Genomic DNA, 14,221 nt, shown 5'->3' on the forward strand with positions numbered 1-14,221 from the left:
ATCATTTCAGGCTGAAAGTCGAAGCCGGCGCCAATAGCGCCATCACCCAATATTTTTTCAACCCCGATGCCTATTACCGCTTCGTCGATGACTGCGAAAAAATGGGCCTCGATATCCCCATCGTGCCCGGCATCATGCCCATCACCAACTACAAGAACCTGGCTCGATTTTCCGACATGTGCGGCGCAGAGATTCCCCGCTGGCTGCGCAAGCGTCTGGAAGACTTTGGCGATGACATAGAATCCCTGCGTATTTTCGGCCAACAGACCACCACCCAGCTGTGCAAGAATCTGCTTGAACAGGGTGCGCCCGGCTTGCATTTTTACAGCATGAACCGTGTAGATCCCACACGAGCCATCTGGCGCGCCCTTTTGCAAGACTGAGAGTCAAGACTACGTGCGTAGGCCGGGCTGAGGAATGGAGCCCAACACCCGAAATTTACTGTAGCCTCCATATTCATCTCTTTCTGGTGCTTTCTCCCCGTGTTTTTAACGCGAAAACATCATTGGTGATCGGCCTTCCAATGACAACGTTGATAATCCCTTTGTTGTTACGGTTGGGCCGGCCAGGGGCAGGCAGGCAAAACCAGCTATGTGCTTTGTTTCCAGCCTAAATCGTTCGATTGGCGTAAGCGCAGCGCGAAGAAGGTACATCCAACCAAACGGTTGACTGGCGTTCCATTCAAAGCAGTCTGCGAACGCCTGAATCAGATAATCCAGTTAGGGTAGCGAGTCTGTAAGAATCCCCGTGGAAGTATCATGGAGCCCATTCCCTTGCGTGAAATCGTCGCACCACAGTGGTAATCAAAGGCGTGCCTGCCGATGTCACACTGGAGATAGGGCGACTCAGGAGATAAAGCCGAGATGCAAGATCGGGAAGTTATTTCGTGCACGTTCCTTATTACCTTGTGGCCACTCTCTCAGGGGGAGATTCGTTACAGCGTGAAAGGTTCATGGACGGGGCCTTTGCCGGCCTGGTCGGCGAACCTGGGCAAGCGCTTGATCAAGTCGCCGAAAATTCATCTTATTGATTCAGGGCTGGCGGCCCATCTTGCCAGCACTAGCTGCCAGACTTTGTTTCGTCACCCGACACTTTTCGGGCATCTGCTTGAGACTTTCGTAGTGAGTGAGCTGCGAAAACAAGTGGGCTGGGCGGATACGCGAGTAAACTTGTTCCACTACCGAACTACTACAGATCAGGGAGTGGATATTCTGCTTGAAGATGCGGTAGGTCGGGTGGTCGGCTTGGAAGTGAAGGCCGCCGCAGCTGTGGGCAAGAAGGATTTCAGCGGCTTTGATGCACTGACGGATAGTTTGGGGGAGCGATTTATGCGGGGAATTGTGCTGTACACTGGTGAGCAGGCCATGTCATTTAGTGATCGCTATGCCGCGTTGCCGGTCAGTGCATTGTAGCGAATAACGGCATAATAGCTCAGTCTTCACAAGTATGTAGTCGCTGGTCGATTCTGTATGGATTCAAGACTTGGCCGATTGGATCGATCAACGGACATGCCTCAAAGTGATGGCAGGAGCAGGCTGGCTGGCCGGGTTGCACGATGATTTGGCGATGGGTAATTACCTGTTTCCGTAGGGATTAGTCCGTAGGTGTGCCTCATCGTGCCCTTTGGGTATTAGCCGCGATAGCTGTGCTAAGTTCTTGACCCCAACAAAAATACGCGCTCTAATATTGCGCTTGTTCAACTATTGAACAGAAGCCCGTGACCGCCGACGAAACTCACTACCGTATCTTCAGGCTGATTGAAACCCAGCCCGACATCACCCAGCGCCAGCTGGCCCAAGCTCTTGGCATCAGCCTCGGCAAGGTCAATTATTGTCTGCGGGCGCTTATTGAAAAGGGACAGGTCAAAACGCGTAATTTCCAGCGCAATCCAAGCAAGAATACCTACGTCAATTTGCTAACCCCCAAAGGGATTGAAGGGAAAGCCCAGCTTACGGTGCATTTTCTCAAATGCAAGATGGCCGAATATGAGTTGCTGAGGCAAGAGATCGAACAATTGAAGAGCGAAGTCGGCTTCGATACGGCCGAGGCAGTAAGGGTAGGAGGGGGCTGAGAAAGCAGTGATGCAATGTATAATCTGTAAACAGGGTGAGAACAGCCCCGGATTGGCGACTGTAAACCTGGAACATAATTCCACCACGGTGATGATCAAAGACATGCCTGAGGAAAAGGGTAGCGTCCCCTTCATCCTTGTGCGGGAGAATCTTGAGGTAGCAGCTAGAATGCACTACCATTTCGTACGCTCCCGCCAACAGATTGCTGATGACGTTCCACTGCAACCTGAGCAGGTATCCCAACTAGATGACGCTCAAATAGACAGATTGGATCTGTACCTTGCCAGATTCAGCAAACTGCAGGATTTTATCACCTCAAAGCTGTTCCGCTTCGTCGCCTTGGCCAGCCTGGAAGACACCAACCAGCCAAGATGTTTCCCTGATAGATACTCTTCGAAGAATGGAGAAGTACGACATAGTCCATGATTTCGACGAGTGGTTAGGGATCAGGCTGCTCAGGAATTCTCACACACACACATGAATACCTGACAGATGAAGCTGCCATTGCCGGCCGAAAACATAAATACCGCATTTTCTGCGTACGGGATACTTAGTGCAACATTAGCAAGAGTACGACAGTATTATGAAATGCACATCATGTAAGGCAGAAAAGGGGGTAGCGTCCCCTTTTGCTCTCCTTTTGCTCTTTGCTTTTTAGGTGAATAGAAATTGCCGATTGAATTGGGTCTGTCATAGAATATATATGCGGAGAAAAGCCATGGCTATAGCCGATAGAAGATATTGAAAGAGACATACGCACCTTAAGTGCTCATGATCGCATGCATCTACTTCGAGCTGTGATAGCTGATCTTGATGGAGGAGTGGATGAAGATGTCGAGAAAGCATGGCTGGAGGAAGCAGAGCGACCTTATAAAGAGTTAAAAGATGAAAAAGTAGAGTCGGTACCAGCCGAAGAGGTGTTCGTGCGGACGAGGGCGAAACTACGAGTAAAGGGCGCTGGCACCTTATTCCCCACATCTTATTCCTCCAACTTGAAACAATGCGCCTTACTCTAGAACAAATGCAGCGCCTGAAAGATACTGTCGCGCTTCATTTTGGCAAAAGTGCCACTACTTGGATCTTTGGCTCGCGTGTTGATGATCAGCGTCGTGGGGGAGACTACGATTTTTACTTGGAAACATCAAAGGCCAATGCGGACGAAATTGTGGAAAATAAATTAAAAATGCTAGCCGATCTTCACGCAAGCTCGGAGTTTGAAGGAGAAAAGATCGACCTGGTTATCCGGTCGGCAGTACCAGGGCCGGAGTTGCCAATATACAAAGTGGCCAGAGAACAGGGCGTGAAGCTATGAACAACCGTGAGGTACTTCAGGCAATTCTCAAAGAATGCCGTACCCATGCGGAAGTATTACAAGGGGCAAAATAGGAACTGAGTGACATACGCTTTGACAAAAATTCGGTAACGAACATCAGCATTCAGCAGCGCAGGTTGCTGGATCAACTGGTATATCGTTTCACCAAACTGCAAGACAGCATGGGTATGAAGTTTCTACCCATATTGCTGGATCTTTCGGAAAAGCCGATGCCAGAAAGTGCAACCTTCGTGGAGAAACTACAGCGCCTGGAGCGCCTGGGTGTGCTGGAAAGCGTTGAAGCTTGGCGTCAATTACGCGAGATTCGCAATTAACCCGCCCATGAATATGAAGATGCCCCAGCGATCAAGGCCGCCGTACTGAACCGATTCATCGATGAGATCGAATCATTACTGGCGATTTGGAAAAGGGCGGAGGTATTCTCCGCACGTTACTTATAGCGAGTATACGAAATCACTGCTGTCCCGTTAACAAAAGCTACAGTGGTGCAATCTGCTAATATACGGGGGGGGGGGCAAGTCGCACGAATGATACGATTGGAGACATGAATATGAATAACCTCTTCCGTCATTCCGGGCTTGACCCGGAATCCAGTGATTTTAACGACTTCCTGGATGTCGGAACGGGTTCGGCATGACGATGTGAAGTTAACGGGACAGCACTGATGCGAGTAATAGGTAAGCGAAGAATTCGTCCAATAACCGAGAGAGCATCTGGCTCACTGTTGAAGCAAGGTGCCATTTTTAATGACGAAATACACAGATTGCCTACAGGAACCACCACGTATTTTCCCAAAGGAATATATCGCTATAAAACTTATGAAGAGGCCAATATCCACTGGGATTCATGTTTGATAGAGGGGATGGTGAGTAATGCCAGAAGGTGAATATAGCCGCCCGGCCACTCTGGAAGATGTAAAAAAGGTGGTGCGATCTCTTAACAAGAACAATGCTGAATACATACTGATTGGTGGATATGCACTTTTCTCTCACGGGTATCATAGAACCACTGAAGATATAGACCTGTTAGCGTCAAACAGCTCCGCAGCATCTAAAGCGATTTGCAGACAAAGAATCAGCCAACCTGGAGCCAACATGGTTTGATGAAGGTGAAAATATACGACTTGCCGATGAAAGAGTTGTCGATCTGATCTTTAAGACATGTGGTGAATCCTATTGATCCCTTCCATTGATCCTTTGAGTTGATTAATCAAGTAAAACAAGGAGTTCCTAATGAATTGGAAAGCGCGTATTTCTGCTGATACTGAGGTTCTTGCCGGCAGACCCATTATCAAGGGGACGCGACTGTCGGTAGACTTTATCTTGTCGCTCTTTGCGGAGGGCTGGGCAGAACAGCAAGTATTGGACAACTATCCCCAGCTCTTGATAGAAGATCTGAAGGCGGTATTCGCCTTTGCTCAGGAGTGCCCGGCTGAAGAAGAATATGTGGCCTTGGGGAAGCTCGGTTGAAGTGGCTGGCCGACGAGAATATTCCGCTGACATCAGTCAGACTCTTACGCCAAGCGGGTCTCGACGTCGTTTCGATCGGTGAGAGTCAGCCGGGCTTGTCAGACCACGATGTTTTGGAGTTGGCCCAATAGAAAGGGTTTGGTATTGTTAACGTTTGACAGAGACTTCGGTGATCTTATTTACCAGCAACAGCTTCCATGCCCGCCAGCGGTGGTTTATCTTCGATTCATACCGGTGACTCCAGGGGAGCCCGCCCAAGTGGTACTCGCGATGCTGGATAGTTTGAAAACATTAGAAGGCCAGTTCATAGTGCTCGATCGTGACAGTTTCCGGAAGCGAGCATTGGAAGGATATTAAGCGGGATTTCATCACCAGCTGTGGTTTCCTGCTCACGAGTAAAGATGGTGCTCGGTTCAAGGTACCTTGATTCCTAAGTAGGTTGGGAAAAGCGTAGCGTGCCCAACGTTTCCGTACGTACGTCGCTTCGCTCCTTTGCCCAACGGGGGGGGGTATTTTTTAATCGCTTGGGGTTTAATTTCCCGCAGCTTGCTGCGAATGCCGTCATTCCGGCATGTTTTTAGCCGGAATCCAGAGGTCGCCTGAGAGCGCCTACTGTTGGTGAAACCCCTGGGCTCCGGCTTTCGCCGGAGGGACGTGATAATATCAATACCCTGCTTTCGCTGCGCGAAAGCGGGGTATTGTACTGCCAGTTCAAACGCTTAGGCGTTTGAACAAAAAGCCTACGCAGCAAGCTGCGGGGAATTAGACCCAGAGAGATTAAAAATATTCAACAAGAGGGAGTTGTCTTGTGATTTCAGCAGACGAGTTAATGACAAAGGCCAGGCGGGCACTTGCCTCGGCAAGGCTGTTATTGTAACCGCAGAAAATGCTGATGGTGCTTGCAACAGAGCCTACTACGCCATGTTTGATGCGTCGCGTGCCGCACTGATGGCAGCCGGTTTTGCAGAGCTTGCGATAACAACCAAAACACACAGCGGATTGATTTCTGTATTCAGCCTTCATCTTGTTAAAACAGAGAAATTACCGACTGAACTGGGGCGATCACTGAATAATGTTGAAGACATTCGATTGATGGCGGATTACCTGGGGAAAGGGGTCGATATCGATAAGGCAGATTGGTCATTGCAACAGGCAGCGTTATTTGTAGAGACAATTGATAAAGAGGAAAGGGCTCTGACCCCTTTCCCTTTAAACAACCTATAGATTTTCAGTCCATAGTGGTTGAGTAGTGGATTATCCTTTATGCGAAAAAGAGTGTTAATAACGGGCGCGAATGGTCAACTCGGGTGGGAATTAAAAAAGTCAGCACCTGCAGACATAGACATTATTGACTTGGATAGCACTGCTCTGGATATACGAAACCAAGTGCAAGTCAAAAAGGTAATCAATGAAACATTTCCCGATGTTGTAATCAATGGGGCAGCCTATACTGCTGTTGATAAAGCTGAGCAAGAACCAGAGCTTGCTTATGCTGTAAACGCTATGGGAGCAGGAAATCTGGCGGTGGTTGCGCATGCTCTAGGAGTGCGTCTTATCCATCTGTCAACGGACTTTGTGTTTGATGGCCGCAAGTCAAAACCCTATTTGCCAGATGATCTACCAAATCCACTTGGGGTCTATGGAGCAAGCAAACTTGAAGGTGAACGGCTTGTAACTGATCTGACACAGGGTCAAGCGTTAATTTTACGTACTTCGTGGGTTTATTCTATCCATGGCCAAAATTTTGTTAAAACCATGTTGGAGCTAATGCGTGAGCGTGAAAAACTAAGTGTCATTTCTGACCAAGTTGGAACTCCTACATGGGCGAAAGGGCTGGCACAAACCATCTGGCGATTAGTGTGGCTTCCACAGCTGCATGGTATTTATTGCTGGACGGATGCGGGTGTTGCGAGCTGGTATGACTTTGCTGTGGCTATACAGCAAGAAGCACTGAGAACTAGATTGCTTGAACGGACTGTAGCAATAAGACCAATAGTTAGTGATGGTTTTCAGACCGCAGCTAGGCGACCAGCTTATAGTGTACTAGATAAAACAAAAACATATTCTGATCTTAATGTCGACCCTATTCATTGGCGTACATCTTTAAGCCAATTTTTTGAAGATATTAAAGAACAGGAAAATTAATGGCTAAGTTGCTTCAAAAATTATTATATGAAATCTGATTCAGAGAGTCCTTCCCAACTTGTTAGTGGGCCCCGCTTAGCTAAAAATACTCTGTGGAATATCCTTGGCCAAGGCTTGCCTTTATTGGTTGGCCTAGGTGCCATTCCTTTTTTAATCCATGGTTTAGGCATAGATCGTTTTGGTGTGCTTACCATTGCTTGGATGGTTATCGGGTATTTCAGCATTTTTGATTTTGGTCTTGGCAGAGCGCTGACTAAGTTAACAGCAGAAAGGCTGGGGGCTGGCAATACTAAAGAAATCCCTGAGCTTCTCTGGACTGCTTTATTATTGATGGGTGTGTTGGGTATTGCCGGCGGACTTGTGGTGGCAGGGATAAGCCATTGGTTAGTGTATGGCGTCCTAAATGTGCCGGTTGAGTTACGGGAGGAAACTCTTTATGCATTCTATCTTCTAGCATTGTCCATTCCATTGGTCATTGGGACAACTGGCCTAAGGGGAATACTTGAAGCCTATCAGCGATTTGGGTTGGTGAATGCAGTTCGTATTCCTCTGGGATTGTGGACTTTCTTAGGCCCACTAATAGTGCTGGAATTTTCTGAGAGCCTTTACCACATAGTTTCGGTATTAGTGGTAGGTCGAGTTATCGCGCTAGTAGCTCATTTTGGCCTGTGTTTTTATGTGGTACCAGCACTACGAAATGGTATCGTGATAAAAAGACATTTAATTGTCCCCCTCATGAGTTTTGGTGGCTGGATGACAGTGAGTAATACCATCGGGCCGATTATGGTTTATATGGATAGATTTCTTATCGGTGCGATTGTTTCCATGGCGGCAGTTGCTTACTATACAACACCATATGAAGTTGTCACAAAGCTATGGATGATTCCCATAGCTCTAGTTAGTGTACTTTTCCCTGCATTTTCATCCACCTTTGTAAACGATAAAGTTACTGCGGCAAATCTATTTGATCGTGGAACAAAATATATTTTTATCGTCATGTTTCCGGTAATTCTTGTAGTTATCACTTTTGCATATGAAGGCCTGGAGCTTTGGTTGGGTTTAGAGTTTGCTATTAATGGCTTTGCCATTCTTCAGTGGCTAGCCATAGGTGTTTTTATTAATAGTCTGGCCCGAGTACCTTTTGCCTTAATTCAAGGAGCTGGTCGCCCAGATATTATTGCTATAACTCATTTGTTAGAATTACCGTTATATTTGATTTTGTTATGGTGGTTGTTAGGGCTATATGGAATAGAAGGAGCGGCGGCTGCCTGGACAATTCGAATTGTTGCTGACACCGTGATTTTTAACCTCGTGACAGCTAAGTTATTGGTGGAATCAATGCCGTTTATTAGAAAAAATGCTCTCAATGCTATCTATGCATTGGCTGTTCTATTAGTTCCTGTGGTTATTTCAGATTTACTGCTAAAGTCTGTATTTCTAATAGGGGTATTATTTGCATTTTCTTTTTGGAGTTGGAAGTTCCTGTTGTGCGATCATGAGCGGGATTTTGTTAAGAAGACAGTACTCCTCAGGAAAATGGGTTAGAGGTGAAAAATAGAATGAAGGTGATACCAGGTAAGGTTAATAAAATCCTATCCCATAAATGCCCTAATTGTTATTTGTGTGGCGAAAAAGGCAAGCTAGTCTATGAGTCTCTTAAGGACTATCTATTTGGCACGCCGGGGTACTGGAGTGTAAGGAAATGTTTAAACGTGGACTGTGGGCTCTTCTGGAATGATCCCATGCCGGCAGCAGAGGAGGTCAGTAAACTTTACGAGTCGTATTATACTCACAGTACGAATACTGAAGAGACTGATGAACAGATTCGAGGATTTCGTTACCAATTGAAAAATAGCATACTCGCCAGTGCTTATGGCTATAGTAGTGTGAAGGGTATGGTGTCGTTAGCTGGTTCTTTGTTGGCAAAAAGTCAATTTATACGTGATCGTGTTGGGCGCAGTATTATGTGGCAAGACGGAGCCAAAATTGGGCGCTTGCTTGATTTTGGATGTGGAAATGGTGAGTTTCTTGTGGTTATGAGAGATCTTGGTTGGGAAGTGCAAGGAGTAGAGCCAGACCCGAATGCCGCAAAAGTTGGAAGAAAGAGATATGGCTTAGATATAGAAGCAGGATCTATTGAAACTATAAAGCTTCCTCATGGTTATTTTGATGTTGTGACACTAAGTCATGTTGTTGAGCATTTATGTGATCCGCTTGGGACGCTTGAGCTAATCCATAGACTACTTAAGAAAGGTGGACGTATTATTTTGGCAACCCCAAATACAGAAAGTTTAGGGCATAAATTGTTTAAAAATGATTGGCGGGGTTTGGAGACACCTAGACACTTGTTTCTTTATTCGCCAAAAAATATCAAAAATTTATTGCTAAAAGCAGGGTTTGATGTTGAAGTTGTTCGGACATACCATGGGAGTGCGGCTTCCATTTATGCGCGAAGTATGGCCATTAGACACAGGCATAGGTTTATGGGAGAAAACCCCAATGATGCACATGGGAAATATTATAAAATATCATCAAAAATATTTTTTATAGCTGAATATATTTTAAGCGTAAGGCCCTTCCAAAAGGAAATTGGTGAAGAGCTTATCGCACTTGCTGTTAAGAAATAATAACATAGTTGTGAAGCCATGACGGGGATAATTAAGTGTGAAGATTCTATTAATTAACTATCGCTATTTTGTATCAGGAGGGCCTGAGCGCTATTTATTTAATGTGAAAAACCTACTAGAAGAGAATGGGCATCAAGTCATATCATTTTCCATAAAGAGTGATAGGAATGAAAAAAGCGAGTATGAAAAGTATTTTGTCGATCCTATAGGGGGGCAAGATGTCCACTACTTTCATGAGGGTAAGAAAAGTATTCGTTATGCAATAGACACAGTTGCAAGGTTATTTTATTCATTTCATGTACGAAATAAGTTGTCGAAGCTAATTGAAAATGAACAGCCAGATGTGGCGTACATATTGCATCACTACAACAAATTATCACCGAGTGTGATCAATTCCTGCAAGAGTCATGGTGTTCGTGTCGTTATGCGATTATCTGATTTTTTTCTGTTATGTCCACAAGCGCATTTTTTGAGGAATGGTGTGATATGTGAAGAGTGTCACCAAAAATCATTGCTTTCATGTGTGAAAAACAAGTGTATAAAGGATTCTCGTATTGGTAGCCTGCTAAAGGCATCAGCGCTGTATTTCCACAAAAATATTCTTAAAATATATGATGATGTGGACAAATTTGTATGCACTACAGATTTCATGAAAAAAAAATTGATCCAAGATGGTGTAAATGCTGATCGAGTAAGTGTAATTAGGACATTTGTAAATTCCCTTGGTGAGGAGACGCTGGACAATCTAGAGGGTAATTATATTCTCTACTTTGGCCGCTTTTCGCATGAGAAAGGCGTAGATATACTGATCAATGCATACTACAGAAGCAAATTATACGATGCTGGTATACGGTTGATGTTAGTGGGTGGAAAACTATCGGATATAAAGGGAGTCGATGCAGAGATATTAATAAAATTAGGTGGTCATATTACTACGTATGACTTTTTGCCTACGGAAAAACTTGAGCCTCTTATCAAGGGGTGTTTATTCACCGTAGTACCGTCAAGATGGTATGAGAACCTGCCAAATACTATATTGGAATCATATAGGCTTTCTAAGCTGGTTATTACTAGTGATATTGGTAGTTTACCGGAAGTCGTTGAAAATGGTTCGACAGGGTTGCTATTCAAAAATGAAAATATTAATGATTTGTCAGAAAAGCTAAGGATTTTGGTTTCTGATGGTAATAGAAGAATGCAGATGAGAAAAGAAGTGACGCGTAAGTTGGCTACTTATTCACAGGATACGCATTATCAAAGTCTAATGAATGTCCTGAGAGGGGTTATTTAGATTGCAATATGTAAATAATCATTGGCTTAAAATATTGGCATTATTATATCTATTTATTTTACCTATTGTGCCAAGGTATATTGGGTTAGAGGTTTCTTCTGGGGGGGGGGCACCATTTTTTAGCGTGCTACGTATTGCTACAGTATTGCTACTTTCTGCATGGCTTCTATGGGGCTTATTTTTGACTTTAGGGAGTGCTGTAGGACTCAGGCCAAGATTTAGTTCCCCTATATTTCAGGTAACAATGCTAGTGATGCTCTACCTTTGTATTACCCTCATTTCGGCACTATTTTCTCACGATATCAAAGTCAGCCTTAAATATTTCTTGTCAGAGAGTGTGCTTATTGGCGTATTGGTATTTTATTGTTTTTATTCAGTATTCTGTTGTCGGAATACAGTCGACATTATACTGAAGGTATGGGTCATGTCGTCAGTAATTGTGGTTCTTATCGGAGTGCTGGAGTTTTTGATTGGTGTAAGTGTTTTTAGTCTAGTTGAATTGCCTGGTAGGCGGGAGATAGCGGAAGGCTTTATCCAGACTAAGGAAAGGGCAGGATTTATGCGAGTTCAGTCGACTTTAGATAATCCTGTTACATTATCTACCTATCTTCTGATGACACTCCCAATAGTGGTGTATTTTTATAAAAATAGTTTTTCAGTCGTTGGGAAAGTAGTTTATGGGATATTTATTTGGCTTGTTATGAGTATTCTGTTCCTAACATTTGTTCGTTCGGCTTGGTTTTTTCTTTTCTTGTCTGCTGTGATTCTGTTGAAATCAAAATATCTGTATTTAACGTTTTCTGGTCTTGTTGTCTTAATGGTATTGGTAATTGGAGAGTGGAGTGGCCTTGGTGTTTCGGAAAATATAGAGACTATTACTAAATCAATTCTTCTTCAGGAAGAACGTCAGGTAAATAAAAGTACTGTCTATAGAATGGAGATGTTGATGGCAGGATTCGAAACACTTAAGGCCTCGCCTTTTTTAGGGGTTGGTCCCGGAAATTTTGGGAGTGAGGTGGAGGGCGTTTATTTTGGCGAAAAAATATATTTTGAGCACCATGAGAACTACTATATCAAAGTTCTTGTCGAGACTGGTTTGCTCGGATTTTCCGCGTACTTATTTATGGTTATAGGTATTATAAGGATAATCTGGAAGGCAAGGAGGAGTGAAACGAATCTAAAAATAAAGTCGCTTTATACTGTAATTTTATTAAGTATAATTAATTATCTTGGCATGAGTTTTTTCCTCGATAGCTTCTCATATTTTCAAGTTAGTTTCTTATTTTGGGTGCTTATAGCGCTTGCTATAATAACCATTGGAAATAATGGTGAGCGACAGCAGTATTTAGTTCCGATCAAGAGCAACAAATAATTTATGAAATACAACGTTTATTGAATACCTGTTCTTTATGGTTTCTTTTGCATTCTTCGCGAAGAGCTTGCGTTTTTCAGGGTACTCAATAAGTTCTTCTAAACCCTGTAACCAGTCGTTTGTGCTTTCTGCTAAGATTCCATTTTGGTTGTGTGAAATGACTTCATTGTTTGCTCCTACCGGTGACCCAATGCAGGGAACTCCAGCGGCCATATATTGGAGCAATTTGAATGCACACTTGCCGCGTGTCCACTCGTTGTCTGAAAGTGGCATTATTCCAATATCGAAGCTCCTGATATCTGAAAGTTCGTTTCCTAAACGCCACTTAATGTTATCAATATTATGCACTCCATCCAATATTAATGTCTGATCGCAGACGATCTTGAAACGGATCTCTTTCCCGTATTTTTTCTCTAGCTTGACAAAAATGTCACGTAGATCGTTAAGATAAATTAGATTCTCGCTTCTTCCTATCCAACCGATATTGATTGAGCTGTCAGCGTTCTCCTTAACTTTCTTCAATTGTTTATCATCTACAGAAGTAGGTATTACCGCAGTTTTTTGAGAAAACTGCTTTGCATATTTCTCAATATACCTGTTCCCACATATAGCTAAAACACAATTAGATAAAATATAATCTAGTTTAGATTTATTATTCTTGATTTTTTTTGCAGTCAATATATTTGAGGGCGGCGGTGAAAATAAGGCATCGTCCCAGTCGTAAACAATACGATTATTGATAGAATGTAATAATTTTAAGGCCCAAATTGGTAATAACACTTTCTGGATAAATATTGTTTGGTATTTCGGCGCATTTATAAAAACACCTAATAAAAACAGAATGCGGCTAAATGGGTGTCCGCCGGTCGGCAATGCCAGTATTTTTGTTTTAACGTTATTTTCATGGAATTTATCGATAAATGAAAAAACGCGGAATCTTGAGCTGGCAGTATTAATGCCGCCCTGCGTGATAAATAATATGCTTCGTAATTTGTTTTTTTTAGTTCTCATCGTTGCTCATTGAATCAATCTTTATATTTATTTCGGATGAAAAGTGCTCGGTATTCAGGTTTGAAAAAAGTAAAGCTATGGTGATGGGGGCTTTATTCAAAACAAACAACAGTAAACGTCATCGACATACCAAAAAATTTATTCCTTTGAATTAAATATTCCTTAGCATTTGATTTTTTCATTAAGTTTTGTAGATCATCATAACTCAGTAATAACAAATTTTCTTTATTCCAAGACGGCCTGTGTTTTCTGCACCATTTGTAAAAATATTCTGAATTCCAATGCACAAATAATGCATTTGTATGGCTTTCTACCGGGAAATATTTATTTGGCGTTGTAAAGAAAACATGTTTCCCGACTCGTAGCATTTCATTGATAAACAATAATTGCGCCTCCTGATTTCCAACATGCTCAATAACTGCATTCGAAAATACCCATTCAAATTTTTTATTATTAAAAGGAAATATTCCTCCTGGATATTCAATGAATTTCTTATTGGGATGTTTTCTGGAAATTTTTTTCAGTGGTTCTACTGCTAGACCGGTATAATATTCTGAATCAAATCTGAATTGATTTAGAAATAAGTTAACTTGCTTGTTGTGCTCATTATTTGATACTCCCACATCAAGCACAGCGCATTCGTCACCGCATAGCCCATAGAAATGATCTAATTTATTAGATCTGGATTTATGCATTATCCAGCCTTTAAATTTAGAAAGAATGAGCATTATGAGTTTTCTCTATTATCGTATGGCTATAATATGGGTGTTAAATACGGGTCTTCAGAAAAAACTGTGGGTTGATTTTGGGTCAGGAAGCTTCCCCATCGTGTGAAATAGCGCTATTTTAAGCGTTTCATGCTCCCTAAAACCAAAGGCTTTTCTAGTGACCAAATTTACGA

19 protein-coding genes and 2 pseudogenes are annotated in these 14,221 nt (G+C 43.1%); 18 read left to right on the forward strand and 3 right to left on the reverse strand.

The window, feature by feature from the left end; all coding sequences use genetic code 11:
* The 8 genes and pseudogenes from L3J70_12470 to L3J70_12505 form a co-directional block, all read left to right on the forward strand.
* Positions 1-383: methylenetetrahydrofolate reductase (locus L3J70_12470; protein MCF6237164.1), on the forward strand; the 383-nt coding region annotated here is incomplete at its 5' end.
* 71 nt (positions 384-454) lie between these two features.
* A pseudogene (locus L3J70_12475) lies at positions 455-728 on the forward strand (type II toxin-antitoxin system PemK/MazF family toxin).
* A 135-nt stretch (positions 729-863) separates the two neighbouring features.
* On the forward strand, positions 864-1,412 hold the full coding sequence (locus L3J70_12480) for a DUF4143 domain-containing protein (protein MCF6237165.1): 549 nt from the start codon (positions 864-866) through the stop codon (positions 1,410-1,412).
* A 305-nt stretch (positions 1,413-1,717) separates the two neighbouring features.
* Positions 1,718-2,071, forward strand: coding sequence for a MarR family EPS-associated transcriptional regulator (locus tag L3J70_12485; GenBank protein ID MCF6237166.1), 354 nt, complete (start codon positions 1,718-1,720; stop codon positions 2,069-2,071).
* Between the two features lie 52 nt (positions 2,072-2,123).
* Positions 2,124-2,498: a hypothetical protein gene (locus L3J70_12490; GenBank protein ID MCF6237167.1), complete on the forward strand. Its 375-nt coding sequence runs from the start codon at positions 2,124-2,126 to the stop codon at positions 2,496-2,498.
* A 353-nt stretch (positions 2,499-2,851) separates the two neighbouring features.
* Positions 2,852-3,088 (forward strand): addiction module protein, encoded by a 237-nt coding sequence (locus L3J70_12495; GenBank protein MCF6237168.1) that lies wholly within the window; start codon positions 2,852-2,854, stop codon positions 3,086-3,088.
* Positions 3,073-3,384 carry a nucleotidyltransferase domain-containing protein gene (locus L3J70_12500; protein ID MCF6237169.1) on the forward strand — a complete coding sequence of 104 codons (312 nt, stop codon included), beginning with the start codon at positions 3,073-3,075 and terminating at the stop codon, positions 3,382-3,384. Before L3J70_12495 ends, L3J70_12500 begins: the two co-directional genes overlap by 16 nt.
* 137 nt (positions 3,385-3,521) lie before the next feature.
* Positions 3,522-3,719 (forward strand): hypothetical protein, encoded by a 198-nt coding sequence (locus L3J70_12505; GenBank protein MCF6237170.1) that lies wholly within the window; start codon positions 3,522-3,524, stop codon positions 3,717-3,719.
* 253 nt (positions 3,720-3,972) lie between these two features.
* On the opposite strand, the gene L3J70_12510 is transcribed toward L3J70_12505, so the two are convergent.
* Positions 3,973-4,200 (reverse strand): hypothetical protein, encoded by a 228-nt coding sequence (locus tag L3J70_12510; GenBank protein ID MCF6237171.1) that lies wholly within the window; start codon positions 4,198-4,200, stop codon positions 3,973-3,975.
* 77 nt (positions 4,201-4,277) lie between these two features.
* Between L3J70_12510 and L3J70_12515 the strand changes: the two genes are divergently transcribed.
* The 10 genes and pseudogenes from L3J70_12515 to L3J70_12560 all read left to right on the forward strand — a co-directional run bounded on the left by L3J70_12515 (position 4,278) and on the right by L3J70_12560 (position 12,309).
* Positions 4,278-4,508, forward strand: coding sequence for a hypothetical protein (locus L3J70_12515; protein MCF6237172.1), 231 nt, complete (start codon positions 4,278-4,280; stop codon positions 4,506-4,508).
* 129 nt (positions 4,509-4,637) lie between these two features.
* Positions 4,638-4,874 (forward strand): DUF433 domain-containing protein, encoded by a 237-nt coding sequence (locus L3J70_12520; GenBank protein MCF6237173.1) that lies wholly within the window; start codon positions 4,638-4,640, stop codon positions 4,872-4,874.
* The gene (locus L3J70_12525; protein MCF6237174.1) at positions 4,871-5,005 is read left to right on the forward strand and encodes a DUF5615 family PIN-like protein; all 135 of its coding nucleotides are present in this window, start codon (positions 4,871-4,873) and stop codon (positions 5,003-5,005) included. The genes L3J70_12520 and L3J70_12525 overlap by 4 nt, the downstream gene beginning before the upstream one ends.
* Before the next feature lie 13 nt (positions 5,006-5,018).
* On the forward strand, positions 5,019-5,231 hold the full coding sequence (locus tag L3J70_12530) for a hypothetical protein (GenBank protein MCF6237175.1): 213 nt from the start codon (positions 5,019-5,021) through the stop codon (positions 5,229-5,231).
* A 472-nt stretch (positions 5,232-5,703) separates the two neighbouring features.
* Positions 5,704-6,098, forward strand: a pseudogene (locus tag L3J70_12535) (HEPN domain-containing protein).
* Between the two features lie 39 nt (positions 6,099-6,137).
* Positions 6,138-7,019 carry a dTDP-4-dehydrorhamnose reductase gene (rfbD, locus tag L3J70_12540; GenBank protein ID MCF6237176.1) on the forward strand — a complete coding sequence of 294 codons (882 nt, stop codon included), beginning with the start codon at positions 6,138-6,140 and terminating at the stop codon, positions 7,017-7,019.
* A 27-nt stretch (positions 7,020-7,046) separates the two neighbouring features.
* Positions 7,047-8,564 (forward strand): flippase, encoded by a 1,518-nt coding sequence (locus tag L3J70_12545; GenBank protein ID MCF6237177.1) that lies wholly within the window; start codon positions 7,047-7,049, stop codon positions 8,562-8,564.
* A gap of 197 nt (positions 8,565-8,761) precedes the next feature.
* The gene (locus tag L3J70_12550) at positions 8,762-9,646 is read left to right on the forward strand and encodes a class I SAM-dependent methyltransferase (protein MCF6237178.1); all 885 of its coding nucleotides are present in this window, start codon (positions 8,762-8,764) and stop codon (positions 9,644-9,646) included.
* 37 nt (positions 9,647-9,683) lie between these two features.
* Positions 9,684-10,937 (forward strand): glycosyltransferase family 4 protein, encoded by a 1,254-nt coding sequence (locus L3J70_12555; GenBank protein MCF6237179.1) that lies wholly within the window; start codon positions 9,684-9,686, stop codon positions 10,935-10,937.
* Position 10,938: 1 nt separating this feature from the next.
* Positions 10,939-12,309 (forward strand): O-antigen ligase family protein, encoded by a 1,371-nt coding sequence (locus L3J70_12560; protein MCF6237180.1) that lies wholly within the window; start codon positions 10,939-10,941, stop codon positions 12,307-12,309.
* Here the strand turns inward: L3J70_12560 and L3J70_12565 are convergent.
* Both L3J70_12565 and L3J70_12570 read right to left on the reverse strand, forming a co-directional pair.
* Positions 12,283-13,320 carry a glycosyltransferase family 4 protein gene (locus L3J70_12565; protein MCF6237181.1) on the reverse strand — a complete coding sequence of 346 codons (1,038 nt, stop codon included), beginning with the start codon at positions 13,318-13,320 and terminating at the stop codon, positions 12,283-12,285. The two genes, L3J70_12560 and L3J70_12565, sit on opposite strands and share 27 nt — an antisense overlap.
* Positions 13,321-13,412: 92 nt before the next feature.
* The gene (locus tag L3J70_12570; GenBank protein ID MCF6237182.1) at positions 13,413-14,048 is read right to left on the reverse strand and encodes a class I SAM-dependent methyltransferase; all 636 of its coding nucleotides are present in this window, start codon (positions 14,046-14,048) and stop codon (positions 13,413-13,415) included.
* Positions 14,049-14,221 lie beyond the last annotated feature (173 nt).

Source organism: Gammaproteobacteria bacterium (assembly GCA_021648145.1).
GTDB lineage: Bacteria > Pseudomonadota > Gammaproteobacteria > JAADGQ01 > JAADGQ01 > S141-38.

Excerpts from the sequence above, each read along its gene's own strand:
- rfbD (MCF6237176.1), top strand. The coding sequence starts at position 6,138 with ATGCGAAAAAGAGTGTTAATAACGGGCGCGAATGGTCAACTCGGGTGG.
- L3J70_12520 (MCF6237173.1), top strand. The coding sequence starts at position 4,638 with ATGAATTGGAAAGCGCGTATTTCTGCTGATACTGAGGTTCTTGCCGGC.
- L3J70_12550 (MCF6237178.1), top strand. The coding sequence starts at position 8,762 with ATGCCGGCAGCAGAGGAGGTCAGTAAACTTTACGAGTCGTATTATACT.
- L3J70_12570 (MCF6237182.1), bottom strand. The coding sequence starts at position 14,048 with ATGCTCATTCTTTCTAAATTTAAAGGCTGGATAATGCATAAATCCAGA.
- L3J70_12495 (MCF6237168.1), top strand. The coding sequence starts at position 2,852 with ATGCATCTACTTCGAGCTGTGATAGCTGATCTTGATGGAGGAGTGGAT.
- L3J70_12545 (MCF6237177.1), top strand. The coding sequence starts at position 7,047 with ATGAAATCTGATTCAGAGAGTCCTTCCCAACTTGTTAGTGGGCCCCGC.
- L3J70_12515 (MCF6237172.1), top strand. The coding sequence starts at position 4,278 with ATGCCAGAAGGTGAATATAGCCGCCCGGCCACTCTGGAAGATGTAAAA.
- L3J70_12565 (MCF6237181.1), bottom strand. The coding sequence starts at position 13,320 with ATGAGAACTAAAAAAAACAAATTACGAAGCATATTATTTATCACGCAG.
- L3J70_12480 (MCF6237165.1), top strand. The coding sequence starts at position 864 with ATGCAAGATCGGGAAGTTATTTCGTGCACGTTCCTTATTACCTTGTGG.
- L3J70_12500 (MCF6237169.1), top strand. The coding sequence starts at position 3,073 with ATGCGCCTTACTCTAGAACAAATGCAGCGCCTGAAAGATACTGTCGCG.